Origin of the sequence: Arthrobacter sp. OAP107 (assembly GCF_040546765.1) — a bacterium.
In the GTDB taxonomy this organism is placed as follows: domain Bacteria; phylum Actinomycetota; class Actinomycetes; order Actinomycetales; family Micrococcaceae; genus Arthrobacter.
The window spans coordinates 4507103-4529912 of sequence record NZ_JBEPOK010000001.1 but is presented as its reverse complement, the minus strand read 5'-3'; the positions used below and the strand labels follow the sequence as shown (position 1 = coordinate 4529912).

The following is a 22810-nucleotide window of genomic DNA, read 5'->3' as shown; positions in this document are numbered from 1 at the left end:
CCAACCACGTGAGGGGCATGGATGACGCACGAGTACAGGAACATTCTGGCGGAGCGCCGCGGGCGCGTTGGCCTTGTCACCCTGAACCGGCCCCAGGCGCTGAACGCCCTGGACAGGACCACCTTGGAGGAAGTGGTGTCCGCGGTTTCAGCCATGGACACCGATCCCGGCGTTGGCGCCGTCGTGATCACCGGCTCGGGAAAGGCCTTCGCTGCGGGCGCCGACATCAAGGAGATGGCGGACAAGGGCTTCCTGGAGATGTACGACGCCGACTGGTTCCGCGGGTGGGAGGACCTCACCCGGCTGCGCATTCCGCTGATCGCGGCCGTGTCCGGCTTCGCGCTGGGCGGCGGCTGCGAGCTGGCCATGATGTGCGACTTCATCATCGCCGGCGACAACGCCAAATTCGGCCAGCCCGAGATCAACCTCGGCGTTGTGCCGGGCATGGGCGGCTCCCAGCGGCTGACCCGCGCGGTGGGCAAGGCCAAGGCGATGGACATGATCCTTACCGGCCGGTTCATTGACGCTGACGAGGCAGAACGTTCAGGCCTGGTGGCACGGGTGGTTCCCGCCGCCGATACCGTGGAGGAGGCGCTGAAGGCCGCGGAGGTCATCGCGTCCAAGTCGAAGCCGGCCGCCATGCTGGCCAAGGAAGCCGTCAACGCGGCCTTCGAGACGGGGCTGGCACAGGGCGTGCTGTTTGAGCGGCGGCTCTTCCATTCGCTCTTCGCCTCCGAGGACCAGAAGGAAGGCATGGCTGCTTTCGCCGAGAAGCGCCAGCCGGAGTTCAGGCACCGGTGAGCGCCTGGCTGACCGGGGAACGCACCGTGAAGGGGACTTCCCTGCGCGTTGTCCCGGCAGCCATGGTCTCGCTGGCAGGCTTTGTCCTGTTCGCGCTGGACCAGAGCCTGCCGGGCTATGCCCTGCTGGCAGCGGCGCTCGTGGCGGCAGCGCTGGTGGACCGGTTGCTGTTCCGCGACCTCGCGCTGGTTGCAGCCGGTGTGGCCATCATCAGTGCCGTGCCGATCACCACCGACGTCAGCACGTCCCACATGCTCGTCATGGGCTCGGCCATGATCGCTGCCGTGGGGATCCCCTACGCCGTCTCGCGGTTCGTGACCAAAGAACATGCGGTGGTGTTTCCGGTTTGGACCGGGCAGAAATGGACGCGTGCGGAGAAGTGGTACCTGCCCGCCGTCGTGGTCATTGGATACGCCCTGCTGCCCGTCTACATGATCCGGACCGGTGTCTACATGAACTGGCCCGCCGTGCATGACCCCGAGGGCATCGCTCGGCTGTTCGTCGGCACCAACGCCCTGGGCATCTGGGATGAGCTGTTCTTCATCTGCACCTGCTTCACACTGCTGCGCCGGCACCTGCCGGACTGGCAGGCCAACCTGCTGCAGGCCGTGCTGTTCACCTCCTTCCTGTGGGAACTGGGGTTCAAGGCCTGGGCGCCGTTCTTCATCTACCCCTTCGCCCTGCTGCAGGCCCGCATCTTCACCGTCACGAAGTCCCTGTCGTACATCGTGAGCGTGCACCTGCTGTTCGATTTCGTGCTGTTCCTGGTGCTGCTCCACGCGCACAACAGGGCATGGATCGACATCTTCCTGTACTAAATCAAGGCGTTCCCCCATTCGGCCCCAGGGAGTTCAGGGCTGTACGCAAAATGGCCGCCCGGATTTCACCCGCAGTTAATCGCAATGCCCTAGCCTTACACTTCAGGCAAAAGTGTTTATTCAGGCAAACGTTTGAAAAGGGGAACGATCGTGGCCGACATCGCTGCTGTACTGGGACGGCTCACCGCGGCCGAGCTTGAAGAAATCCACGCCACAGGCCCGCAGGGGCACTTGAGCCGCAGGATCGTGGAGGCGCTGGACCGCGCTGCCGGCGGTCCGGGCGGCGGCCGCGGCTACTATGTTCCGGCCGGAAGTGTCAGCGGAACCGGCAGCCCGCACCTTGTGCTGAGGAGCGACGTCGCAGCCTGGCTTTTCGGGCATTCCGCGCCGGCCGCCGTCGCCGATCCCGCCTGAAAGCCGTTCTCGCCTAAAGACGATCCCGCCTAGAGCCGGCCCGCGCTAGCCTGCGGTCCGTGCCGCCGGTGTAAGGGCGGTAGCCGGCGCCGCGCCGGGGGTGGCGACGGATCCGGCGTCCTGCTGCCGCAGGCCGCCGTCGAGGATGGTGCCCAGCAGGCCGCGGGCTGCTTCGAGGACTTCACGTACTTCCGGAGACGTCAGTTCGTAGAACAGGCGGCCGTCCTTCCGGGACGGAACGATCAGCCGCTGGCGCCGCAGGATGCCGAGGTGCTGGGAAAGGTTTGAGGCTTCAAGGCCGGTGCAGTCCCGCAGGTTGCTCACCGTGACGGGGCCGCTGACCAGCATCTCCAGGACCAGGATGCGTGCAGGATGGCCCATGGACTTGAACAGGTCCGCCTTGACCTCGGTATGGATCACGCCGTCGGGCATATCACCCATTATGGATCCCTTCAGTGTTCCTAGACAGGTCTTGCTTGACAGATGTTGCAGCCGGACATCGCCCGGCCCGCCAAACTGCTGCCCCCAAGGCGTACAGACCTAAGTATAGAGACAGAACGGTCTGTCTCCGAGGATCATGGTGAACTTTGCCGGGAAGCCCGTCCAAGCCCGTCCCGCAGGCGTTCGAAGGCACGGCAGCGGCCGTGAACAGGCCTTGCCAAGAGCGGGTAAGTAGTTCACAATTTCATAAATTCCTCAATTACCGCCCCGGCTCACCCGCGGGAGCGGTTAAGGAGAGAAACCTCAGCTGCTTCCGGCGACGACGGTGTCCCGGACGCCGTGTTCCCGGATCCAGGAGGGCTAAATGGCTGGCATGTTCGAACTCTTCATTGACGCAGAGGCTTCATTCAGGTTCCAGCTCACCGCCCCGGACGGCACCGTGATGGCCGTGTCCCGCCCGTTTCCCAGTAAAGCCGCTGCGGTTGAGGGAATTGCCGCTGTTCGTGAGTACGCCGGCATGGGGCACGTGAAGGAGTTGGCCGCCCCACCGGCGGACCGCCATTTCGGTTCCCGCCCGCACACTGCCGTTCGCCCCCTGTCGGCGCGCGTGCCCCTCAAGTGCCAGGGGCTGGCCGGGTAGGGCGGCAGGAACCCGCGATGAGCCTTCCGAAAACCGTGCGGGCGTACTCGAGCGCCCTCGGGCCGGCAGATTGCGTTGCCGGCACGTTCCACTACGACGCCATCTCCGGCCGGCTGGAATGGTCGGATGAGCTGTACACCCTCCACGGTTACGGCCGCGGCGAGGTGGTGCCCACCGTGGAGCTTCTCTATGCCCACAAGCACCCGGACGACAGAGACCGCTGCCACGATATCTTCATGACGGCCTGCGAGGCGGGCGGCTTCTTCTGCAGCTACCACCGCATCATCGATGCGCGCGTGCGGGAACACCGTGTCCTCACAGCCGGCGAGGCGCTCGTGGAGGACGGAAGGCTCATTGCTGTTGAGGGGTTCATCGTTGACCTGACCAGCACGCTGCACTGGGAAACGGAACGGGCGGCACGGGAAGCGGTTGCGGGCGCCCTTGGCACGCGGAGCACCATCGAACAGGCGAAGGGCATCCTGATGGGCGTCCTGCGGATTGATTCCGAAGCCGCCTTCGACCTGCTGGCCAAGTACAGCCAGGACACCAACATCAAGGTGGCCAGCACTGCGGCCGACCTCGTGCAGCTCGCCAACAGCCCGCAGCAGGCGGCCTTGCTGGACACGTTCGTCCAGGAGCTCCGGCGGCCGTCTGAAAGTCCTGCAGACCGCCAGCCCGTAAAGCCGGCCAGCCCGTAATGCCGGTCAGTCCGTAAAGTCACCGGCGCCCCGGCGGAAGTCGCCCAGGATCCGGATGAGCTGGTCCACGTCCTGTCCGTCGAAGCCGGACCGGGCGAAAACCTCGGCGTTGAGCACCGCCGTCGCCCGTTTTGCCAGAGTCCTGCCCTCGTCGGTGAGCTCAATCAGTGTGGTTCGCCCGTCGGTGGGGTGCGGTGAGCGCACCACCAGTCCCGCGGTCTGGAGGCGGTCGACGGCGTTGGTCACCGAGGTGGGATGGACCTGGAGCAGGGCGCTCGCCTTGTTCATGGGCAGGGCCCCGCTCCTGGCGAAGCTGAGCAGTGCCAGCAGCTCGTAGCGGGCGAAGGTCAGCCCGAACGGCTTCAGTGCCCCCTCGATGCGGGCCAGAAGGATCTGCTGGGTGCGCATGATGGCCGTGATGGCGGCCATCGGGGCAGCGACGTCACCCCAGCCGTGGCTCTCCCAGTTGCGCTGCGCATCGGCAATCGGGTCTCGGGGCAGCGGCGGGCCCACGGCTCAGCCCTGGCTTTTCAGGCCCGGGAAATCCGTTTCGGAGTATTCCGTGCCCAGACCGAGGGGTACACCGGACGCGCTGCGCTCCGACCCGTCCGCATGGCGTCGCTCCTCGCTGTGCCGCAGCTCGACCCGGCGGATCTTGCCCGAGATGGTCTTGGGCAGCTCGGTGAACTCCAGCCGGCGGATGCGCTTGAACGGCGCCAGGTGGTCCCGGCAGTAGCGCAGGATCTCCTCGGCGAGCTCAGGCCCCGGTTCGTGCCCGGCGGCCAGCACCACAAATGCTTTGGGCACCGACAGCTTGAGCGGATCGGGGGAGGGGACGACGGCGGCCTCCGCCACCGCCGGGTGCTCGATGAGCACGCTTTCGAGTTCGAACGGGGAGAGCCGGTAGTCGGAGGACTTGAAGACGTCGTCGTCGCGGCCCACGTAGGTGATCACGCCGTGCTCGTCCCGGCTGGCCATGTCACCGGTGTGGTAATAGCCGCCGCGGAAGGCGTCGGCCGTCTTTCCGGGGTCGCCGTAGTACGACTTCATCAGTCCAGCGGGGCGGGGATCCAGACGCAGACAGAGCTCGCCGTCGTCCGCTTCTTCGCCCGTCACCGGATCGACGAGAACCACGTCATACCCCGGCAGGGGCTGGCCCATGGCTCCGGTCTTGACCGGCTGGCCAGGGGTGTTGGCCACCTGCACAGTGGTTTCGGTCTGGCCAAAGCCGTCGCGGATGGTCTGGCCCCATGCCCGCTGGACCTGGCCGATGACCTCCGCGTTGAGCGGCTCACCGGCCGAGACAACCTTGGTGGGCGGATTCTTCAGGAGGGTGAGGTCGGCCTGGATGAGCATCCGCCAGACGGTGGGCGGAGCGCAGAAGCTGGTGACCTTTTCGCGGTCCATCTGCTCCATCAGTGCTCTTGCATCGAAGCGTTCGTAGTTGTAGACGAACACGCAGGCTTCGGCAATCCACGGGGCGAACAGGTTGGACCAGGCGTGTTTCGCCCAGCCCGGGGAGGCCACGTTCAGGTGCACGTCGCCCGGCTCCAGTCCGATCCAGTACATGGTGGACAGGTGGCCCACCGGATAGGAGGTGTGGGTGTGCTCCACGAGCTTGGCCTTGGAGGTGGTGCCCGAGGTGAAGTAGAGAAGCAGGGTTTCGTCCGCCAGGGTGGGCGCGTCAGGTGTGAAGTCGCCGGCGGAGGCGGCGGAATCGGCGTACTGCAGCGCCTCCGCAGCCGTGGCTCTGCCGGCACCTGCTGGACCGCCGGCATCTGCTGCGCCGCCGGCGTCGGGGATTTCGATGAGCCGGTAACTGCCGGGCACCTCGGCAAACTTGCCGAGGTTGGAACTGCCGACGGCGGCCCAGCCCGCTTCGCCGCGCTCCACCCGGTCCTTCAGGTCCGCCGGCCCCATGAGGGTGGTGGTGGGGATCAGCACGATGCCCAGCTTGATGCCGGCCAGCACGAGTTCCCACAGTTCCACCTGGTTGCCCAGCATGATGATCATGCGGTCGCCGCGCTTCACGCCCTGGCTGCGGAGCCAGTTCGCCACCTGCCCGGACCGTGCCGAGAGGTCGGCGAAGCTGCGCCGGGTGGCCGAGCCGTCCTGTTCCACGATCACCAGCGCCGGGTTGTTCCCTTTGGCGGGATCGGCTGCGATGGCGTCAAACCAGTCGAGCGCGAAGTTGAACTCCGTGGGCCGCGGCCATTCGAAGCCGGTCCTCGCCTGACGGTAGTCCTGGCGCAGGGCGAGCAGTTGGTCGCGTGCGGCACGGAAGTCGTCGGTGACTGTCATGGGGCACCTTTCGCCTGGGGATTCACATCCTAGTGATCCACATCACTGTGCAATATACTAGGACATCCAAGGGTTTGGAAGAGCGAAGGGATCAGTGCCCGTGCAGCCACAAGGACGTGACAGCGGACAGGCCACAGAGGTTGCAGCGCCGGAGGGCGCGCAGGCGGGATTGGGGACTGCGGCGCCGCCGTTTGCCGATGCTGACCTCATGTATGTTGCGGACCTGCTGCCGCCGGGTGAGCGGACGCGCTATCTCGAGATCCGGGACTTCCTGCAGTCCAGGGTTCGGGCCCAGTCCATCGAATACTGGAACCGGGAAGAGTTCCCGTTCGGGCTGCTGGCGGAGCTCGGCAAGCACGGGCTTGGCGGGCTGCAGACGGACGGCACATCCACACTCTTCAAGGGCCTCATGTACGTGGAGGTGGCCCGGGCCGACGTGTCGCTGTCGGCGCTGGTGGGCATCCACAACGAACTGATCGTCGGCATGATCGATGCGCTGGGGTCGGAGGAACAGAAGCAGCGGTGGCTGCCGGGACTCACCGCTTTCACGCAGCTGGGGGCCTTCGCGCTGACCGAGCCGGAGCACGGCTCGGACATCGCAGGCGGGCTGGCCACCACAGCCCGGCTTGAGGACGGCGAATGGGTCATCGACGGCGCCAAGCGGTGGATCGGCGCCGGCACGATCGCCGACTTCGCGCTCGTGTGGGCCAGGGATACGGCCGACCAGCAGATCAAGGGCTTCATTGTCGAGACGGACCGCCCCGGCTACACGGCCACCAAGATCAGCAACAAGATCGGGCTCCGGATCATGCAGAACGCCGACATTCGGCTGGACGGCGTCCGTATTCCGGAAACCAACATGCTCCCCGGCGCCACGGATTTCACCAAGGCCAACGAGCTGCTGAGGGATTCCCGGGCGTGGGTGGGCTGGCAGGCTGCCGGGATTCAGCTCGCAGCCTTTGACGTTGCCCGCTCCTATTCGCTGCAGCGCCGTCAGTTCGGCAAGGAGCTGGCACGCTTCCAGCTCATCCAGCAGCAGCTCGCCGAAATCCTCGGCAACGCCTCGGCCTCACTGGCCCTGATGGCGCAGCTGGCCCGGATCCAGGCGGAGGGCAGGCTGGAAATGGCCCAGGCGGCCATGGCCAAGGCCACCACCACCCGGCTGGCCCGCGCCTCCGTGGCCATGGGCCGGTCGCTGCTGGGCGGCAACGGGATCAGCAGCGACTTCGAAATGGGAAAACTCTTCGGTGACGCCGAAATCCTTTACACCTACGAAGGCAGCTACGAGATCAACTCACTGATCGTGGCCCGCGCGGTGACGGGGAAATCGGCCTTCGTGTAGGGCGTCCCCCGGCCGGTCAGGGCGTCACCCAGCCAGCCCCGTCACCCGGCCAGCGCCGCTTTACGTGCGGCGGCCTCCAACTGCTCGATGTAGGCGGCCTGCTCCGCCGAACCCCGCTGCGGAAGGTTGGGGTCGTTGGGCCCCTGCCCGGCCGAGCCGTCAATAAGCTCGCGGATGATGTCTGCGTGTCCCAGGTGCTGTGCTGTCTCGGCACACATGTGTACCAGCATCTGGTGCAGGGTTACGTGCCTGCGTTCTTCCCGCCACCAGGGCACCACTCCTGGAGCGTCCAGGGGCAGCGCCTCGATGGTGGCATCGGTGTGCGCCGCTGAGAGGCGGTGCAGCTCAACGATCTCGGCGCGCGTCTGCTCCGCGGTGGCCCACATGTCCGCGTCCGGCTCGGCCCCGTCAGCGAACCAGGGCAGCACCAGGTCACTGGGCCGCCCGAACACCTCGCCGAAGTAGCCCAGTTCCACGCTGGCCACATGCTTGACCAGGCCCAGGAGATTGGTGCCGGTTGGCGTCATCGGCCGGCGGACGTCGTGTTCGCCCAGGCCGTCGAGCTTGGCGAGCAGCTGGGCGCGCCGTGTCCTCAGGTAATGGTGCAGGGTCGCTTTTTCATCCATGGCGGCACTCTACCGGGCGGCCGAGACTGCGGGCAGCAAAAACTCCCCTGTGCGTGCCGGGCACGGACAGGGGAGTCTTTGGTAAGCCGTTACAGTGGGCGGATGTTCTCTGCCTGCGGACCCTTGGGGCCCTGGGTCACTTCGAATTCGACCTTCTGGTTTTCATCCAGGGAGCGGTAGCCGCTGGAGGCAATTGCCGAGTAGTGGGCGAATACATCTGCCGATCCGTCATCCGGAGCGATGAAGCCGAAGCCCTTTTCGGCGTTGAACCATTTAACTGTGCCTGTTGCCATTGCTACTTCCTTTGTAACCCTTTTCTGGTCCTGCTCCGACAGCAGGCAGAGACGGAAACTGTTGTCCGCTGTCTCCAACCTATGGGCCATCCGCCGGGCGTGCAATAGCTGCTGTCATCAGGAGTCCCACCTGTAACGGGAGATGTTGTCCCAAAACCCCGGTTGGAGAGGCCGTTTCCTGCCTAAGTGGTGGTCTCCGGCTCCTGTCCGGTGTCCTCCCACATCACGTCGAGATTGCGGAAAACCGGGGGACCGTCGCACAGGGCCGCCATCTTCGCGGCGAAGTCGGATGTTTCTGGCCGGTTGGAGTTCTCCATCGCCGATTCGTAGGAATCGAACTCCACGATGGTGAAGTATGTCCCGGGACGGTCCCGGTCCGCAGTGGCGGTGATGCGGCGAAACGTCGGCGCGGTGGTGCCCTCGGTTCTTGACGGGCGGCCCAGCGCTTCGACCTCCTCAATGCGTGAGGTCTGGAATTCAATGATCTGCACAAACCCGGCCATGACGGCTCCCTCGACGGCGGTGGTGACTGATGCGGATCACGGTAGACCCGGTGCCGTGCCCGCGCAACTGTCCTATGGCGTCAGGAGCACTTTGATGGCCCGGCGCTCGTCCATCGCCCGATAGGCTTCGGGTGCGTCCTCGAGGGGCATCTCGACGTCGAATACCCGCCCGGGATTGATGGCGCCGGACATCACGTCCTTGAGCAGCCCGGGAATGTAGGTCCGGGCAGGGGCCATTCCGCCGGATACGGTGATGTTCCTGTCGAACAGGTAGCGCAGCGGAATCTCCGCGCCGCCTGTGGGAACCCCGACGAAGCCGAGGGCGCCGCCTGGCCGGACGGAATGCAGGGCCTGTTCCATGGACTCCTTGGTGCCTACGCATTCGAGCACGGAGTCGGCCAGCACTCCGCCGAGAAGTTCACGGACCTTGGCGACGCCGTCGTCCCCGCGCTCCTGCACAATGTCGGTGGCACCGAACTCGCGGGCGATGGCCTGCCGGTCGGCATGCCGGGACATCGCGATGATCCGGTCGGCGCCGAGCCGCTTTGCCGCCAGGACGCCGCAGAGCCCCACTGCGCCGTCGCCCACCACCACAACGGTCCGGCCGGGGCCCACCTGGGCGCTGACGGCGGCATGGTGGCCGGTGGCCATGACATCCGAGAGGGTCAGCAGGCTGTTGCGCAGCGCTGTATCCGGCTCGCCGACGTCCGGCACCTTGACGAGCGTCGATTCGGCGAGCGGGACGCGCACGGCCTCGCCCTGGCCGCCGTCCACAGCGAACCCGGCGTCGTCCTTACCGCCCCAGCCGGCGAGGTGGTCACAGGCGACCGTGACGCCGTTCAGGCACTGCGGGCACTGTCCGCAGCTGACCACGAAGGGGGCGATCACAAAGTCACCCGCCTGGAGCGTGGCCACGTCGGCGCCTGTGCTTTCCACGACACCCACGAATTCGTGGCCGATGGCGGCGGCGTGGCGGACCGGCTTCACGCCGCGGTACGGCCACAGGTCCGAGCCGCAGACGCAGGCGGCCGTCACGCGGACCACGGCGTCCGTGGGGAGCTGGATGGCCGGGTAGTCGCGGTCCTCCACCCTGATGTCTCCGGGTCCGTGAATGATGGTGGCGCGCATGGCTGCTCCTCTCGAAAGGGCTGGGCTGGACGGGATCGAGTCTAGCCCCGCTGCCGGGCGGCGCCGCCTTGAGGGCAGTCAGCCAACCCGCTGCCCGGCAGCTGCTAGCGCATCCCCTCGCGGCGGATGGCGGTGGCGATGGCCGCGGCCCGGGTCTCCACGCCCAGCTTGGCGTAGATGTGGGCGAGGTGGCTCTTGACGGTGGCCTCGGAGATGAACAGCCGCTGCCCCAGCTCCCGATTGCTGAGCCCCTCGGTGAGGAGGCTCAGCAGCTCCGCCTCCCGCGGGGTCAGGACCTCGTCAGGATTGCGCAGCTGCTGGAACAGGCGGGAGGCTACCGGCGGGCTCATGACGCTCTTGCCCTGGACGGCGCCGCGGACGGCGGCGAAGATCTCCTCCGGCGCGGCGTCCTTCAGGAGGTAACCCATCGCCCCGGCGTCCACCGCCCGGACGATGTCGGCGTCCGAATCGTAGGTGGTGAAGACCAGCACGGCCTGCCTGCTGTTGCGTTCACGCAGCTTCCTGATGGCCTCGATCCCGTCCATTCCCGGGCCCATGGCAAGGTCCATCACCACGACGTCGGGCGTGTGCGCTTCCACGGCGGCCAGGGCTTCCTCGCCGGAGGACGCCTCGGCAACCACGTCGATGTCCGGCTGCGTTCCCAGCAGGGCCTTCAGTCCGCTGCGGACCACGAGGTGGTCGTCCACGAGGAGCACGCTGATGACGCTCATTCTTCCCCCTTTACCTGCAGCTGCTTTGCCGGCAGCTGCGCCGCCACGACAGTTCCCTGACCCGGGGCGCTTTCCACCGAGAAGGCGCCGCCCAGCTGCTCCACCCGCTGCCGCATCGCCCGAAGTCCGTACCCTCCTGCGTCCGACGGCGGTGCTACCGCCGCCGGATCAAAGCCCGCGCCGTCGTCGTAGATGTCCAGCGTGACCGCGTCGGGCAGGAAGCCGAGGGTGATGCTGGTGGTGTCCGCGGAGGCATGCAGCTTGATGTTCGCGGCGGCGCTCTGCACCACCCGGAGGAGTGCATGGCGGATGTCAGCGGGCACTGTCCGCGGTTCGCCGGTGACCAGCAGCCTGGCGCCGGGCACGTACTGCGAGGCGGCCTGCAGCAGGGCGTCCGGCAGCGGCGAGGCGTCGAGGCCGGGGGAGGCAAGTTCGTGGACGAGGCTGCGCGTATCGGAGAGGTTCCGGCGCAGCAGCTCACTGGCCTGCCGGAGATCCTGGCGGGAGGCAGGCCCCGGCCACGCCCGGTTTGCGGCCTCGAGGAGGAGCAGGCTGCTGGCGAGGCCCTGGGTCACGGTGTCATGGATTTCCCCCCCCGGGAGACGCGTTCGCGCTCGGCGATGGTGCCGGCGCGGCGCTCGCTGGCGGCCAGTTGCCCCTGGGCGAGAGATACCTCGGAATGCAGGCGCCGCTGCTCGGCGGCGTCGTGCTCAATGCGGTCGTAGATCAGGGTCAGCAGGACGCCCACGGCGAGCGGGCCCAGGAGCATGGCCAGGTCGGTGCCGTCGCTGAGCCGGAACAGCCCCGCGGCGGTGGCTGCCGCCGTCGCGCCCGCCGCCGCGTAGGCGACGGCGCCGGTAAAGGCGATGCGGCACAGGAAGAAGAGCGCAAACGAGCACCAGGCGAAGCTGGGCGCGGAAACCACCAGCACGGCCCAGACGGCCACGAGGACGAACATCCACAGTGCCCAGGGACGCCGGCGCTGGGCGAGCACGGCGATGACCGCATACAGGGCGCACGCGGCGGCCGCCAGTGCGAGGACCAGCAGGTTGTCCTGGGCGCTGTGCCGCATCGCGTACCGAACCACCGAGGCGACGATGAGCACGGCGAAGCCCAGGTGGACCGCGGCGTCGATCCGTCCCAGCCGGGTGCCGTGGGCAGGGCCGGTGCGTGCAGGAGGATGTTCCGGTGCGGCGGTGGGGGCTGGGGGAGGCATGGCGGGTCCGGTTCCGGTGGGTGACGTGCTACGGACCCATGCTATTGCCCGCGCCGTTGCTGGTCTCTCAGCCATTTGGCTGATGCGGCCAGCCAGAAGGACCATCCGGCTCCAACTGATGGCCTGATGCGGCCCCGGCCGGTGCAGGTCCACCATGGAAATGCAGCCGCTTGGCTGCGCCGCACATCACCGGATGCCTGTCCGGACAGACCCAGCCGGCGCTCGCCGCCCACCCAAGGAGAACCACCGTGAAGAAGTCCCAGAAGATTTTTGCCGCCGCGGCAGCCGGAGCGCTCGTGATCACCGCCGGTGCCACCGCCGTCGCCAACGCCGGGGCAGGGTCTTCCCCGGCTTCGGTTCAGCCCGCGGCGGCCGCAATACAGCCTGCTGCAGCGCCGGCAGCCGTGCCTGCTGCTGATGTCCAGCCGGGTGCGGACAACGTCGTCGCCCAGAACCGGATCACTGTTGGCGCCTCGGCGAAGGCGGTGGGCGCCGCGCTCGCCAGGTGCCAGGCCGACAAGCTGCCCTTCGTGACGGTGGCCCTGGTGGACCGCTTCGGCACCGTCCAGGCCCTCCTGCGCGGCGACAACGCCGCGGAGCACACCATCGAGTCGGCCAAGCAGAAGGCGTACACCGCGGCAGCGTTCGGGAGCCCCACGAGCGAACTCGCCAAGCGCATTTCCGGCAACGGGCCGAGCATCGCCGACCTTCCCGGCACGCTCTTCCTCCCGGGCGGCGTCCCGCTGAAGGTGAACGGCGTCTCCGTGGCGGGCATCGGCGTCGGCGGCGCCCCCGACGGCAAGCTCGACGAAGCGTGCGCCGAGGCCGGCGCCGCCGCAATTGCCGCCAAGTAGGCTGCGGGCTGTGGCTGGGGACGGGTACGACGGCATGCGCAGGAAACGGCGTAAGGCCAGGGACGGGTACGACGGCGGCAGGCGGGCCGCCGCACTTCCGCTCGCTGGTGGGGCGGTACTGGTGGCGTCCCTGCTGGCGGGGTGCGCTTCCGGTTCCCCATCGGCCGTTGCAACGCCGGAAAGCCCGACAGCGACGGCCGGCTCCGGCGCGAGCGTCTCCGGAGCGAGCGGCACGAGGCGGCCGCCGTCGTCCGCTCCCGCTCCACGTCCCTCCCTGTCCCCGGCTCAGCAGGCGAAGCTTGACCACGGGCTTGTCCTGGCCGCGAAGGCCAACGACGCGGCGCTTGTGGCGCGGCTGATCCGGGAGGGCGGGAACGTGAACGCCAAGGACTCGATCCAGGATTCTGCGTTCCTCTATGCCGGTGCCGAGGGCTTCGACGACATCCTGCGGCTGACCCTTGCCAACGGGGCGGACGTTCGCAGCACCAACCGTTTCGGCGGCACTGCCCTGATCCCGGCCAGCGAGCACGGGCATGTGGAGACGGTGCGCATCCTCATCGCCGCCGGAGTCCCCGTCAACCACGTGAACAAGCTCGGCTGGACGGCGATGCAGGAAGCCATCCTCCTGAACAACGGGGGTCCGCGGCAGCAGGACGTGGTCCGGCAGCTGCTCGATGCCGGGGCGAACCCCAACATCCGCGACCCGCAGGGCAGGACGGCTTTGGAGAACGCCGAGCGGCTGGGCTTTGCCGAGATCGCCCGGCTCATCCGGGCGCACGGCTGAGAGCCCTAGCTGCGGAGCCCGGCCGGTTCTGCGAGGTCCGCGGCAACCGCAAACGCCGCTTCCGTCTTCTCCCGGATCTCCTCGGCGGTAATTCCCGGCGCGAGCCGGGTGAGCGTGAGCTGCCGGCCGCCGTCGTCCTTCTTGTGGAGGTCGAAGACGGCGAGGTCGCTGATGATCCGGTCCACGACGCTCACGCCGGTCAGGGGCAGGGTGCAGTCGCGGACAATCTTGGCTGAGCCGTCCTTGGCGTTGTGTTCGGTGAGGACCACGACGCGCGGGGTGCCGGCGACGAGATCCATGGCGCCGCCCATGCCTTTGACCATCTTGCCGGGGATGGTCCAGTTGGCGAGGTCGCCGTGGCCGGAGACCTGCATGGCGCCCAGGATGGCGACTTTGACGTGCCCGCCGCGGATCATGCCGAAGGAGGTGGCGGAGTCGAAGATACTGCCGCCGGGCAGGACGGTGACGGTCTGCTTGCCGGCGTTGATGAGGTCGGCGTCCTCCTCGCCCTCGTAGGGGAACGGGCCCATGCCGAGCAGCCCGTTTTCGCTCTGCAGGACGACGCGGACGCCGTCGGGCAGGTTGTTGGCCACCAGCGTGGGGATGCCGATGCCCAGGTTGACGTAGTCGCCGTCGTTCAGTTCCTCGGCCGCGATCGCGGCCATTTCATTCCGGGTCCAGGCCACGGGAGTCTCCTAGGGGTTTGAAAAGCCGGGTCAAAAAGGGGGGCTTAAGTGTTCGTTCGCGCTTTAGGCGCTGATCCGCTCGACGACGGGGCGGACGGTGCGCTGTTCGATGTCCTTGATCCTGTTGCCGGCCTGGACCAGGTGCTGGACGTAGACGCCGGGGGTGACGATGTGGTTCGGGTCCAAGGCGCCGGGTTCGACGACGACCTCCGCCTCGGCCACGGTAACGGCCCCCGCGGTGGCCACCACCGGATTGAAGTTCCGGGCCGTGTAGCGGTAGATCAGATTGCCGTCAGTGTCGGCGGTGTGGGCATGGACCAGTGCCACATCGGCGCGGATGGCGAGCTCCCGGAGGTACCTTTCGCCGTCGAACACCTCGTGCGGTTTGCCTTCGGCGACCAGGGTGCCCACCCCGGTTTTGGTGTAGAACGCGGGGATGCCGGCGCCGCCGGCGCGCAACCGCTCCGCCAAGGTGCCCTGCGGGGTGAACTCCACCTCCAGGACACCGGCCAGGTACTGCTCGGCGAAGAGCCTGTTCTCGCCGACGTAGGAGGCGATGACCTTGCAGACCTGACCGGCCTCGATCAGGATGCCCAGGCCCTTGCCGTCCACGCCCATGTTGTTGGACACCACGGTCAGGTCCTTCACGCCGGAATCGCGCACGGTCTGGATCAGGTCGGCTGGGATGCCGCTGAGCCCGAATCCGCCGACGGCAATCGTGATCCCGTCCCGGAGGACGTCGTAGAGGGCTTCGGTGGCGCCAGGTTTCAGCTTGGACATCGCATCTCCTCATTGAGCTTGGTGCAGTCCACTTTATGGACAATGGTTCTGACTGTGGAGCGTAGGCGGGCCGTTGGGACGGTGTCAAGGTTGTGCCTTCCTTGACAATGGCGCTCTTACACTGTGGACGGTAAACTGTGCGGTGTCCACAATATGGATCGTTAGGGAGGGATCGTGAACCAGGCACCCGTCCAGGGCGCGCAGGTGGTCAGCCGCATCGCAGGGCTTCTGCGGATCGTGGCAAGAAAGCCGGAGGGAAGCCCGCTCGTGGAGCTGGTGCGGGACTCGGGGCTGACCCGTCCTACCGTGCACCGCCTCCTGACGTCGCTTGCGGCCGAGGGGCTGCTCGACCACGACCCCCTGAGCGGGAACTGGGTGCTCGGCCCCGAGGCCCTGCTGATGGGATCGGTGGCTGCCGCGCGCTTTCCACTGGAGGACCTGGCGAGGCCCAGCCTGCGCCGGCTGGCCGAGGAGACCGGTGAGAGCGCCTTCTTCTCGATCCGGCGGGGCTCCGAAACCGTGTGCCTGCTGCGCGAGGAGGGGAGCTTCCCCGTCCGCTCCTTCGTACTTCACGAAGGTGTGCGGTTTCCGCTGGGCGTGGCCTCGGCCGGAACGGCGATCATGGCGTTCCTGCCGGAAGCGGAACAGGAGCAAATCCTGGGCGACTGGGCCGCCCACGCCGGCAAATACGCCGGCGGGCACCCGGAGGACGTTGTCCGGAACAACCTGCACCAGACCCGCCGGCGCGGCTACTCCGTGAACCCGGGACTGGTGCTGGAAGGCAGCTGGGGGATGGGCGCGGCCGTCTTCGACCAGGCAGGCCGGCCGTCATGGGCACTGTCCCTGACCGGCATCGAACCGCGCTTCCGTGAGGACCGGCGCGAACTGCTGGGGCGGCTTCTGCTCGAGGAAGCCCACCGGCTCACCGTCCGGCTCGGCGCGGGGCGCAGGCCCTCCGCGCGCTGAAGACGCGGCAGGTCAGCGGATATCTCGACAATTCTAAAATCGCGGAGCACTATGAGAACTGTAGTTGCAGCGTCAATCGGGCCGCGGCCCGATTGCATCGGCCACGAATCATAGGTCTGCCGGCTCACAGAACCGCCACGTATTCTTTCGTCCCCGACAACCAAAAGACCGATTCCATCGCCACCGTTCGGTGGCGGGTCCCGGTTCCGACGCCTTCTCCCTTCCCTGAACTGGGGGACAGCGGACAGCAGAAGGGTCCCCATGGACCCCCGCCGCGCTGGCATCGCTTCGACGCCGATTTCCGACGTCGTATCGTCCCGGCCGCCCCGCGGCCACCCCGCACAGAGTAGAAGGCATGAGTCGCATGACTCCTCGATTAACTACCCACCCTATGACGCGCCTGGTGCGCGGCGTCCTTGCGTCCATGGCGGCACTGATCCTGCCGCTGTCCCTTAGCAGCTTCGCCACGGCCGACGATGAGAAACCGTCCCCTGAGAGCTGGACCGTCCAGGTCGGCTCGGAGGCACATGATCAGGCAATCCAGGGCATGTCTTTCCTCCCGGCGAACATCTATGTCAATTCCGGGGACACGGTCACGTGGGAGGCCAACTCCGCTGAAATCCACACCGTGACCTTCCTGGCGCACGGACAGTCCCTCATGCCATTTAATCCGTTTGATCCGAAGCAACTGAGCCGGCAGGGCGGTACCGCCTACGACGGGCACTCGTACTATAACTCCGGAATTATGGCCAACGTCTCCAACACCGGATTCAAAGCGGTGGAGGGCTACACACTGAAATTCACACACACCGGCAACTTCACGTACTACTGCATCGTTCACGGCAAGGGGATGAAGGGTACCGTCCATGTCCGGGCGGCGGGAACGGACTATCCCTACAGCCAGTCCCAGTATGACCGCCAGACCCGGAAGCAGGAACGGAAGATTGCACGCGATGGCGAAGAGCAATGGGCGGCGGCCCACAAGCAGGCCGGCAGCCACAAAGTAATCGCCGGAACAGACAACGAAGTGGCCATGCTGATGCGGTTTGTCCATCACGAGATTGTTGTCCACGTCGGTGACACGGTCTCGTTCCTGAACACCGGAATGGGCGCGCCGCACACGGTGACGTTCGGCCATGAACCGGCAAACATCTTCGCGCCCGTGGGAAATCCCAAAGACTTTAGGGGCGGGAACCTGAGCTCCGGCCTGATGGAACCCGGCGCCAAATTCACCGTCACGTTCAAAAAGGTCGGCGAATTCGATTACATCTGCGCGCTCCACGACTACATGGGCATGACGGGGGAGGTGGAAGTCCGGCCCTGACCAGATCCGGTGATGCCATCTGGCTCCTTGTGGTGCCCGAACTGCACTGCCTACGCTTTCACTACAGCGCAGGACGGCACCGAAGGAGCCAGAGCCATGAGCACACGGGTCTACTTTGAGGAATACGGCGATCCGCAGGTCCTGAAGGTGGGTACGGAGAAGCTGGCCGAACCGGGTGACGGCCTGGTGCAGGTGGAGTTCCGGGCGGTCAGCGTGAATCCCGTGGACTGGAAGCTCGTGGCCGGCTACCTCAAAAGGTGGGTCCCCTTGGACTTTCCGGCGGTGCCCGGCAGCGAGGCGGCCGGCGTGGTGATCGCCGTCGGGCCTGCTTTCGAAGGGTTTGCGGTGGGTGACGAGGTCATCTGGAACGGGCTGCTGGGCGGTTACCGGACGGAAGCCGTGGTGCCGGCGGACCAGCTGACTCCCTTGCCGGCGGGCGTGGACTTCGAGCAGGCGGCGTGCATCCCGGTGGCGGGCGGCACGGCGTACTCGGCCCTGAAGCAGCTCGCCGTGGCGCCAGAAGACACGGTGCTGGTTCACGGCGCCGCCGGTGGGGTTGGCTCGGCCGGTGTCCAGATTGCGCTGGCCTTCGGTGCACGGGTGATCGGCACGGCGTCGGAGGCCAACCAGGAGTACCTCAGCGAGCTGGGCGCGGAACCCGTAACGTACGGTCCCGGGCTTGCGGACAGGGTCCGGGCGCTGGCCGGGGACGCAGGCAGGGTGACGGCAGTCCTGGACACCGTGGGGAGCGAGGATTCGCTCGCAGCAACTGCCGAGCTGCTCCGGGGCGCCGGTCGGGCGGTGACCACCGTTCCGGGCGAGCAGGCATCGGCGGCCGGGCTGGCGGCCGTAAAGCAGCTCGACGGCCGGGTGGCGGAAGTGGGGACGCTCGCCGCCGAGGGTCAAATCACCTTCACGGTCTCGCACCGGATGCCCCTGATCGAGGCCGCCGACGCGCTGGAAATCAGCCGTGGCGGCCACGGCCGGGGGAAGATTGTGCTGCTGCCCTAGGAATAGCCTCCGGATGGGCGGCCCGCGTCCGGGAACCCGCCCCTAGAGTCCTGCCCTGGCCTCTTCCGGACCCTCGTGCTTCCACCAGGTGTCGAAGATGCTGACCGGAACCGTGCGCTTGTGCCGGGTCCGGAGATACTTCTGCTCGATCAGTTCAGCGGCGCTGTCACCGACGTCGCGGCCCTCGAGGTAGTCGTCGATCTGGTCGTAGCTCAGGCCCAGTTCGTCCTCGTCGGTGCGGCCTGGCCGGTCGTCCAGGAGGTCGGCGGTGGGCACCTTCTTCCAGACCCGCTCCGGCGCGCCGAGGTGCTCCAGGAGGGCCCGGTTCTGCCGCTTGTTCAGGCCGAACAGCGGGAGGATGTCGGCTCCGCCGTCGCCATACTTGGTGAAGAACCCGGTGACGGATTCCGCCCCGTGGTCGGTGCCGACGACAAGGTAGTTGTGCTCCCCGGCGAGGGCGTACTGGGCGATCATGCGCGTACGGGCCTTGGTGTTGCCCTTGTGGAAGTCGGAGATCCCGTTGCCGACCGTCTTTTCAAATTCGTCCTCGAAACCGTCCACGGCGGCGGAAATGTTGAACGTCCATTCCTTGGAGGCCTTGATGAAGTCCAGGGCAGCCTGGGCGTCCGCCTCGTCGTGCTGGACGCCGTAGGGGAGGCGGACCGCCACGAACTGCGCGTCCGTGCCCTCGGCCTGCAGTTCCTCGACCGCCAGCTGCGCGAGGCGCCCGGCGAGGGACGAGTCCAGTCCGCCGGAGATGCCCAGGACGAAGCCCCTGGTGCCGGTGGCTTTGAGGTATTCCTTCAGGAAAGTGACGCGTTTGCGCACCTCCTCTGCGGGATCGATCCGGGGCTGGACGCCCATTTCTTCGATGATCTTGGCTTGGAGTGTGCGCATGGAACTCAGCCTAGTCAGCGCCATCCGCGAGGCTCAACTGTTTCCGCCGGAGTCAGGCGGGTCCCGTGCCGCTACCGACCCGGCCGGTGCCGGGTTCGCGCTCGAGGGTCCGGGGCTGAAGTGTCCGTTCGCGCTCTGTGCCGCCCCGCGCAGGGAGGCGTACCGTATGGCTCATGGAGAGTACAGGCTGCGTGGTGGTGGGCGGCGGGCCAGCCGGCATGATGCTGGGGCTGTTGCTGGCGCGGGCCGGCGTGGAGGTCACGGTCCTCGAAAAACACGGCGACTTCCTTCGGGACTTCCGCGGGGACACCGTCCATGCCTCCACCATCCGGCTCATCGACGAACTCGGGCTCGGAGGCGAGTTCCGCGGGCTGCCGCAAAGCCGGCTGCAGAACGTCGCCTTCCCGACGCCCGGCGGGGGCCTGGTCACGCTGGGGAATTTCGCCGCGCTCCGGCCGCCGTACAACTACGTCGCCATGATGCCCCAGTGGGACTTCCTGAACTTCCTCGCCCGGGCCGCCGAGCAGGAGCCCACGTTCACGCTCCTGATGGAGCACAGGGCAACGTCCCTGATGTCCGACGGCGGCCGGGTCACCGGGATCCGGTATCTCACCAAGGACGGCACGGAAGGCGCGCTCCGCGCAGACCTGGTGGTGGCAACGGACGGCCGGCACTCGGTGCTGCGCCAGGCTGCCGGCCTGAAATCGAAGGAATACCCGGTGCCGTTCGACACCTGGTGGTTCAAGCTGCCGCGGGCCGAGTCCGAGCAGGGGGAGGTCGCCGGGATTGTTCCGGCCTTCGGGGACCGCGACGCCGTCATCGCCCTGTTCCGGGACACCTACTATCAGATGGGCTACTTCGCCCCGAAAGGGTCCGGAGACCGCATCAAAAGGGAGGGAGTGGAACGGTTCCGGGAGCGGATCGCGGCATTGCGCCCGGACCTCGCGGACCGCGTCGAGTCCATTCGGTCCCTGGACGACCTCCACTGGCTGGATGTCCGGCTGGACCGCCTGCAGCGCTGGTACATCGACGGGCTGCTGTGCATCGGCGATGCCGCGCATGCGATGTCCCCGGCCGGCGGAGTGGGCATTAACCTGGCCATCCAGGACGCCGTGGCTGCGGCCGCGCGACTCGCCCCCGCGCTGCTGCGCGGCAAGGTCACCGAGAAGGATCTCGCGGCCGTGCAGCGGCGGCGGCAAGTGCCGACCGTGATTATCCAGTCCATCCAGCGACTCATGCACCGGGGCGTTTTTGTCCCGCTCTTTACCGGCAAGAGGTCGGGTCCCCCGGCGGCGGTGATGTATCTCGCCCAGCACATTCCCGTCCTGATGGGAGTGCTGCCCCGGATGATCGCTCACGGACCCCTGCCCGAGCATGCGCCCGCCTTTGCCCGGCGGGTGGACGCGCGGCCCGGCAAGGCATCCGGCACCGACTAAACTGGAGCCCATGACTGCCACCCCGGACTCGCTTTCCACCACCGCTGCCCGTGCCCGACTTCTGGAACTGATCAAGGAACTCGCGGTAGTCCGCGGCAAGGTCATTCTGTCCAGCGGTGCCGAGGCCGACTACTACATCGACCTGCGACGCATCACCCTGCACCACGAGGCCTCCAAGCTCGTCGGCCAGGTCATGCTGTCCCTGATTGACGACGCCGGCATCGACTTTGAGTGCGCCGGCGGCCTCACGATGGGGGCAGACCCGGTTGGCACCGCCGTCATGCACGCTGCTGCGGATGCCGGCCGGGCCATCGACGCCTTCGTGGTCCGCAAGGCACAGAAGTCCTACGGCATGGGCCGCCAGGTGGAAGGCCCCTCGGTTGAGGGCCGCAAGGTCCTGGTGCTCGAGGACACCTCCACCACGGGCGGCTCGGCCCTGACCGCCGTCGAGGGTGTCCGCAACGCCGGCGGCAACGTCGTCGCTGTTGCCGTCATCGTCGACCGCGACACGGGCGCCAAGGAAAAGATCGAAGCCGAAGCCGGGGTGCCGTACCTGTACGCCTTCAGCAAGGACGAGCTTGGCCTGAGCTGACCGGCCCTCCAGTGGACGGCACACCCCGCGTGGCTTAGTATTTCCGTACCCCGAATCCTCTCACTTGGAGTACCCCGTCATGCGCCCGTCGGATCAAGCCCTGAGCAGTGTTGAGCAAATCCAGAACCTCATTCTGGAGAGTGCCGACTTTGAGGACTTCCTCAACGAACTGGCGCGGTACTCGGCGCACCAGGTGGCGGGCGACGGGGACGACGCCCTCTGCGGAATTACGTTGCTGAGGGACCGTAAGGCGGCGACGATCGGCTGGAGCAGCGACTCCGCCCGCGAAGTGGACGAAATCCAGTACTCGCTGTCCCAGGGGCCGTGCCTGACCGCCGCGGAGGAGGAACGGGAAGTCCACGTTCCGGATCTCTTCGAAGAAGACCGCTGGGGCCCTGACTACGCTAACGCGGTGGCCTCCCACGGGCTGCGTTCGGTGCTGTCGCTGCCCTTCAATCTGCAGGGGGACGCGAAGGCCGCTCTCAACCTCTACTCCGACGTGCCCCACAAGTTCAACGAGGTTTCCGCGGCCCGCGCCCGCGGATACACCCGGGAGATCTCCCAGGCCCTGCGCCTGGCGGTCAGGTTTTCGCTGCACACTGACAGCGCCACGAACCTCCGCGCCACGTTGGAATCACGGACGGTCATCGACATCGCCGTCGGCATCGTTATGGCGCAGAACCGGTGCAGCCAGGCGACAGCCGTGCGCATCCTCACCGATGCCTCGAGCCACAGCAACGTGAAGCTTCGCGACATCGCTGCGTCGCTGGTGAATTCGGTGGGAGGCGGGGAGGCCAGCACCCACTTCCAAGAGCCCGGGAAGGTCCAGGCGGGGTAGCCTGGTTGCCGGCTGGTTGTGCGGCGGGACTAGCCGGGATAGGCTGTCCGAGGTTGAGCCGTCGGCCATAGACACCCCTTTTGGAGTACCTATGGACAACCAGCTTAATCCCCACATTAAGATCGACGACGCCGCCGGCAGCGCCCGGATTGACGTCCGGGGGAGCCTTACCCAGGCGTCCCGCCCTGACTTAATACTCGAAATCCGGCGCGTACGTCGGATGGGTATCACGTCGCCCATCACTGTGGATCTTTCCCGCGCCGACTTTGTGGAGTCATCCGCGCTCGCGGGCCTTCGTTTCGACCTCAATGCCCTCGACGCCGGTACATGGCAGATCTCCTCCAGACCGGCGCCGGGAGTTCTGCTTGAGGTCTTGGCCAACCGCGACAACACCGTGAGCGAAGCCCGCGCGGACTTCACGGCGCTGACCGATCCGGCAGGGCTGACTGAGGGGCAGACGGCCGGCGGCGCCCGCCCCCTATCCAACTATTCCTCTCACGAACTCATGGCGGCGAGCGACTCGGTCTTCGGGCTGCTGGACGATCCGGCCGGGCGTTCCGGACATGAGCTCCTGGCCCGGTACGAGGCGATCTGTGAGGAAATAGCCCGCCGGGAATTGACCGAGTCCGCCGGGAAGCTCGCCGAACCCAGCTGACCCCGTTCGAACCCCACGCGGTTCGAACGGCGCAT

26 protein-coding genes and 1 pseudogene are annotated in these 22810 nt (G+C 67.0%); 15 read left to right on the top strand and 12 right to left on the bottom strand.

The features are described 5' to 3' along the window. The first annotated feature begins 21 nt into the window (after window positions 1–21). The 3 genes from ABIE00_RS20800 to ABIE00_RS20790 all read left to right on the top strand — a co-directional run bounded on the left by ABIE00_RS20800 (window position 22) and on the right by ABIE00_RS20790 (window position 2033). Complete coding sequence (locus tag ABIE00_RS20800) at window positions 22–801, top strand: enoyl-CoA hydratase (protein ID WP_354262549.1); 780 nt, start codon at window positions 22–24, stop codon at window positions 799–801. 62 nt (window positions 802–863) lie between these two features. Then, window positions 864–1619: a CPBP family glutamic-type intramembrane protease gene (locus ABIE00_RS20795; protein WP_354263461.1), complete on the top strand. Its 756-nt coding sequence runs from the start codon at window positions 864–866 to the stop codon at window positions 1617–1619. Between the two features lie 150 nt (window positions 1620–1769). Continuing rightward, complete coding sequence (locus ABIE00_RS20790) at window positions 1770–2033, top strand: hypothetical protein (RefSeq protein ID WP_354262548.1); 264 nt, start codon at window positions 1770–1772, stop codon at window positions 2031–2033. A gap of 45 nt (window positions 2034–2078) precedes the next feature. Here ABIE00_RS20790 and ABIE00_RS20785 read toward each other — a convergent pair whose 3' ends face one another. Beyond that, a complete protein-coding gene (locus ABIE00_RS20785) occupies window positions 2079–2474 on the bottom strand; it encodes an ArsR/SmtB family transcription factor (protein WP_354262547.1) in 396 nt (131 codons plus the stop codon). A gap of 364 nt (window positions 2475–2838) precedes the next feature. Here ABIE00_RS20785 and ABIE00_RS20780 point away from each other — a divergent pair, with 364 nt between their 5' ends. Beyond that, window positions 2839–3114, top strand: coding sequence for a YegP family protein (locus ABIE00_RS20780; protein ID WP_354262546.1), 276 nt, complete (start codon window positions 2839–2841; stop codon window positions 3112–3114). 17 nt (window positions 3115–3131) lie between these two features. After that, the gene (locus ABIE00_RS20775) at window positions 3132–3812 is read left to right on the top strand and encodes an ANTAR domain-containing protein (RefSeq protein ID WP_354262545.1); all 681 of its coding nucleotides are present in this window, start codon (window positions 3132–3134) and stop codon (window positions 3810–3812) included. 6 nt (window positions 3813–3818) lie between these two features. On the opposite strand, the gene ABIE00_RS20770 is transcribed toward ABIE00_RS20775, so the two are convergent. Both ABIE00_RS20770 and ABIE00_RS20765 read right to left on the bottom strand, forming a co-directional pair. After that, on the bottom strand, window positions 3819–4325 hold the full coding sequence (locus tag ABIE00_RS20770; protein ID WP_354262544.1) for a MarR family winged helix-turn-helix transcriptional regulator: 507 nt from the start codon (window positions 4323–4325) through the stop codon (window positions 3819–3821). 3 nt (window positions 4326–4328) lie between these two features. After that, window positions 4329–6113 (bottom strand): AMP-binding protein, encoded by a 1785-nt coding sequence (locus ABIE00_RS20765; RefSeq protein ID WP_354262543.1) that lies wholly within the window; start codon window positions 6111–6113, stop codon window positions 4329–4331. Between the two features lie 208 nt (window positions 6114–6321). Here ABIE00_RS20765 and ABIE00_RS20760 point away from each other — a divergent pair, with 208 nt between their 5' ends. Then, window positions 6322–7455 carry an acyl-CoA dehydrogenase family protein gene (locus ABIE00_RS20760; protein WP_354263460.1) on the top strand — a complete coding sequence of 378 codons (1134 nt, stop codon included), beginning with the start codon at window positions 6322–6324 and terminating at the stop codon, window positions 7453–7455. Window positions 7456–7496: 41 nt separating this feature from the next. Here the strand turns inward: ABIE00_RS20760 and ABIE00_RS20755 are convergent, their stop codons facing one another. From ABIE00_RS20755 to ABIE00_RS20730, 6 genes and pseudogenes are all read right to left on the bottom strand, one after another. Further along, the gene (locus ABIE00_RS20755) at window positions 7497–8081 is read right to left on the bottom strand and encodes a DinB family protein (RefSeq protein WP_354262542.1); all 585 of its coding nucleotides are present in this window, start codon (window positions 8079–8081) and stop codon (window positions 7497–7499) included. An 89-nt stretch (window positions 8082–8170) separates the two neighbouring features. Beyond that, the gene (locus ABIE00_RS20750; RefSeq protein WP_003799085.1) at window positions 8171–8374 is read right to left on the bottom strand and encodes a cold-shock protein; all 204 of its coding nucleotides are present in this window, start codon (window positions 8372–8374) and stop codon (window positions 8171–8173) included. A gap of 182 nt (window positions 8375–8556) precedes the next feature. After that, window positions 8557–8877, bottom strand: coding sequence for a putative quinol monooxygenase (locus ABIE00_RS20745; protein WP_354262541.1), 321 nt, complete (start codon window positions 8875–8877; stop codon window positions 8557–8559). Between the two features lie 72 nt (window positions 8878–8949). Next, window positions 8950–10005 (bottom strand): zinc-dependent alcohol dehydrogenase family protein, encoded by a 1056-nt coding sequence (locus ABIE00_RS20740; RefSeq protein WP_354262540.1) that lies wholly within the window; start codon window positions 10003–10005, stop codon window positions 8950–8952. Between the two features lie 104 nt (window positions 10006–10109). After that, complete coding sequence (locus tag ABIE00_RS20735) at window positions 10110–10736, bottom strand: response regulator (protein WP_354262539.1); 627 nt, start codon at window positions 10734–10736, stop codon at window positions 10110–10112. Continuing rightward, window positions 10733–11952: pseudogene (locus tag ABIE00_RS20730) on the bottom strand (sensor histidine kinase). The gene ABIE00_RS20735 and the pseudogene ABIE00_RS20730 overlap by 4 nt, the downstream one beginning before the upstream one ends. Before the next feature lie 248 nt (window positions 11953–12200). Here ABIE00_RS20730 and ABIE00_RS20725 point away from each other — a divergent pair. Together ABIE00_RS20725 and ABIE00_RS20720 are read left to right on the top strand one after the other, a co-directional pair. Further along, window positions 12201–12806 carry a GlcG/HbpS family heme-binding protein gene (locus tag ABIE00_RS20725; protein WP_354262538.1) on the top strand — a complete coding sequence of 202 codons (606 nt, stop codon included), beginning with the start codon at window positions 12201–12203 and terminating at the stop codon, window positions 12804–12806. A 10-nt stretch (window positions 12807–12816) separates the two neighbouring features. After that, window positions 12817–13590: an ankyrin repeat domain-containing protein gene (locus tag ABIE00_RS20720; protein ID WP_354262537.1), complete on the top strand. Its 774-nt coding sequence runs from the start codon at window positions 12817–12819 to the stop codon at window positions 13588–13590. 5 nt (window positions 13591–13595) lie between these two features. Here the strand turns inward: ABIE00_RS20720 and ABIE00_RS20715 are convergent, their stop codons facing one another. Continuing rightward, window positions 13596–14276 (bottom strand): CoA transferase subunit B, encoded by a 681-nt coding sequence (locus ABIE00_RS20715; protein ID WP_354262536.1) that lies wholly within the window; start codon window positions 14274–14276, stop codon window positions 13596–13598. A 63-nt stretch (window positions 14277–14339) separates the two neighbouring features. After that, on the bottom strand, window positions 14340–15056 hold the full coding sequence (locus tag ABIE00_RS20710; RefSeq protein WP_354262535.1) for a CoA transferase subunit A: 717 nt from the start codon (window positions 15054–15056) through the stop codon (window positions 14340–14342). Between the two features lie 174 nt (window positions 15057–15230). On the opposite strand from ABIE00_RS20710, the gene ABIE00_RS20705 reads away from it, so the two are divergent. The 3 genes from ABIE00_RS20705 (at window position 15231) to ABIE00_RS20695 (ending at window position 18357) form a co-directional block, all read left to right on the top strand. Next, the gene (locus tag ABIE00_RS20705) at window positions 15231–16022 is read left to right on the top strand and encodes an IclR family transcriptional regulator (protein WP_354262534.1); all 792 of its coding nucleotides are present in this window, start codon (window positions 15231–15233) and stop codon (window positions 16020–16022) included. Between the two features lie 355 nt (window positions 16023–16377). Further along, window positions 16378–17346, top strand: a complete 969-nt coding sequence (locus ABIE00_RS20700) for a cupredoxin domain-containing protein (RefSeq protein WP_354262533.1) — start codon at window positions 16378–16380, stop codon at window positions 17344–17346. 96 nt (window positions 17347–17442) lie between these two features. Further along, on the top strand, window positions 17443–18357 hold the full coding sequence (locus ABIE00_RS20695; protein ID WP_354262532.1) for an NADP-dependent oxidoreductase: 915 nt from the start codon (window positions 17443–17445) through the stop codon (window positions 18355–18357). Between the two features lie 42 nt (window positions 18358–18399). Here ABIE00_RS20695 and nadE read toward each other — a convergent pair whose 3' ends face one another. Further along, window positions 18400–19254, bottom strand: a complete 855-nt coding sequence (nadE, locus tag ABIE00_RS20690) for an NAD(+) synthase (protein ID WP_354262530.1) — start codon at window positions 19252–19254, stop codon at window positions 18400–18402. Between the two features lie 173 nt (window positions 19255–19427). Here nadE and ABIE00_RS20685 point away from each other — a divergent pair, with 173 nt between their 5' ends. The 4 genes from ABIE00_RS20685 to ABIE00_RS20670 all read left to right on the top strand — a co-directional run bounded on the left by ABIE00_RS20685 (window position 19428) and on the right by ABIE00_RS20670 (window position 22775). Further along, on the top strand, window positions 19428–20690 hold the full coding sequence (locus tag ABIE00_RS20685) for an FAD-dependent oxidoreductase (protein WP_354262529.1): 1263 nt from the start codon (window positions 19428–19430) through the stop codon (window positions 20688–20690). Between the two features lie 10 nt (window positions 20691–20700). Further along, window positions 20701–21282 carry an orotate phosphoribosyltransferase gene (gene pyrE, locus ABIE00_RS20680; RefSeq protein ID WP_354262528.1) on the top strand — a complete coding sequence of 194 codons (582 nt, stop codon included), beginning with the start codon at window positions 20701–20703 and terminating at the stop codon, window positions 21280–21282. Window positions 21283–21361: 79 nt separating this feature from the next. Next, window positions 21362–22120 (top strand): GAF and ANTAR domain-containing protein, encoded by a 759-nt coding sequence (locus ABIE00_RS20675; protein ID WP_354262527.1) that lies wholly within the window; start codon window positions 21362–21364, stop codon window positions 22118–22120. 91 nt (window positions 22121–22211) lie between these two features. Next, window positions 22212–22775: a hypothetical protein gene (locus tag ABIE00_RS20670; protein WP_354262526.1), complete on the top strand. Its 564-nt coding sequence runs from the start codon at window positions 22212–22214 to the stop codon at window positions 22773–22775. The last annotated feature ends 35 nt before the right edge of the window (window positions 22776–22810 follow it).

What these genes read in the sequence shown, in the direction of transcription:
- ABIE00_RS20700 (WP_354262533.1), top strand. Translation starts at nt 16,378, where the DNA reads ATGAGTCGCATGACTCCTCGATTAACTACCCACCCTATGACGCGCCTG.
- ABIE00_RS20795 (WP_354263461.1), top strand. Translation starts at nt 864, where the DNA reads ATGGTCTCGCTGGCAGGCTTTGTCCTGTTCGCGCTGGACCAGAGCCTG.
- nadE (WP_354262530.1), bottom strand. Translation starts at nt 19,254, where the DNA reads ATGCGCACACTCCAAGCCAAGATCATCGAAGAAATGGGCGTCCAGCCC.
- ABIE00_RS20695 (WP_354262532.1), top strand. Translation starts at nt 17,443, where the DNA reads ATGAGCACACGGGTCTACTTTGAGGAATACGGCGATCCGCAGGTCCTG.
- ABIE00_RS20740 (WP_354262540.1), bottom strand. Translation starts at nt 10,005, where the DNA reads ATGCGCGCCACCATCATTCACGGACCCGGAGACATCAGGGTGGAGGAC.
- pyrE (WP_354262528.1), top strand. Translation starts at nt 20,701, where the DNA reads ATGACTGCCACCCCGGACTCGCTTTCCACCACCGCTGCCCGTGCCCGA.
- ABIE00_RS20775 (WP_354262545.1), top strand. Translation starts at nt 3,132, where the DNA reads ATGAGCCTTCCGAAAACCGTGCGGGCGTACTCGAGCGCCCTCGGGCCG.
- ABIE00_RS20745 (WP_354262541.1), bottom strand. Translation starts at nt 8,877, where the DNA reads ATGGCCGGGTTTGTGCAGATCATTGAATTCCAGACCTCACGCATTGAG.
- ABIE00_RS20780 (WP_354262546.1), top strand. Translation starts at nt 2,839, where the DNA reads ATGGCTGGCATGTTCGAACTCTTCATTGACGCAGAGGCTTCATTCAGG.
- ABIE00_RS20750 (WP_003799085.1), bottom strand. Translation starts at nt 8,374, where the DNA reads ATGGCAACAGGCACAGTTAAATGGTTCAACGCCGAAAAGGGCTTCGGC.
- ABIE00_RS20735 (WP_354262539.1), bottom strand. Translation starts at nt 10,736, where the DNA reads ATGAGCGTCATCAGCGTGCTCCTCGTGGACGACCACCTCGTGGTCCGC.
- ABIE00_RS20710 (WP_354262535.1), bottom strand. Translation starts at nt 15,056, where the DNA reads ATGTCCAAGCTGAAACCTGGCGCCACCGAAGCCCTCTACGACGTCCTC.
- ABIE00_RS20800 (WP_354262549.1), top strand. Translation starts at nt 22, where the DNA reads ATGACGCACGAGTACAGGAACATTCTGGCGGAGCGCCGCGGGCGCGTT.
- ABIE00_RS20675 (WP_354262527.1), top strand. Translation starts at nt 21,362, where the DNA reads ATGCGCCCGTCGGATCAAGCCCTGAGCAGTGTTGAGCAAATCCAGAAC.
- ABIE00_RS20685 (WP_354262529.1), top strand. Translation starts at nt 19,428, where the DNA reads ATGGAGAGTACAGGCTGCGTGGTGGTGGGCGGCGGGCCAGCCGGCATG.
- ABIE00_RS20755 (WP_354262542.1), bottom strand. Translation starts at nt 8,081, where the DNA reads ATGGATGAAAAAGCGACCCTGCACCATTACCTGAGGACACGGCGCGCC.
- ABIE00_RS20765 (WP_354262543.1), bottom strand. Translation starts at nt 6,113, where the DNA reads ATGACAGTCACCGACGACTTCCGTGCCGCACGCGACCAACTGCTCGCC.
- ABIE00_RS20670 (WP_354262526.1), top strand. Translation starts at nt 22,212, where the DNA reads ATGGACAACCAGCTTAATCCCCACATTAAGATCGACGACGCCGCCGGC.
- ABIE00_RS20785 (WP_354262547.1), bottom strand. Translation starts at nt 2,474, where the DNA reads ATGGGTGATATGCCCGACGGCGTGATCCATACCGAGGTCAAGGCGGAC.
- ABIE00_RS20760 (WP_354263460.1), top strand. Translation starts at nt 6,322, where the DNA reads ATGTATGTTGCGGACCTGCTGCCGCCGGGTGAGCGGACGCGCTATCTC.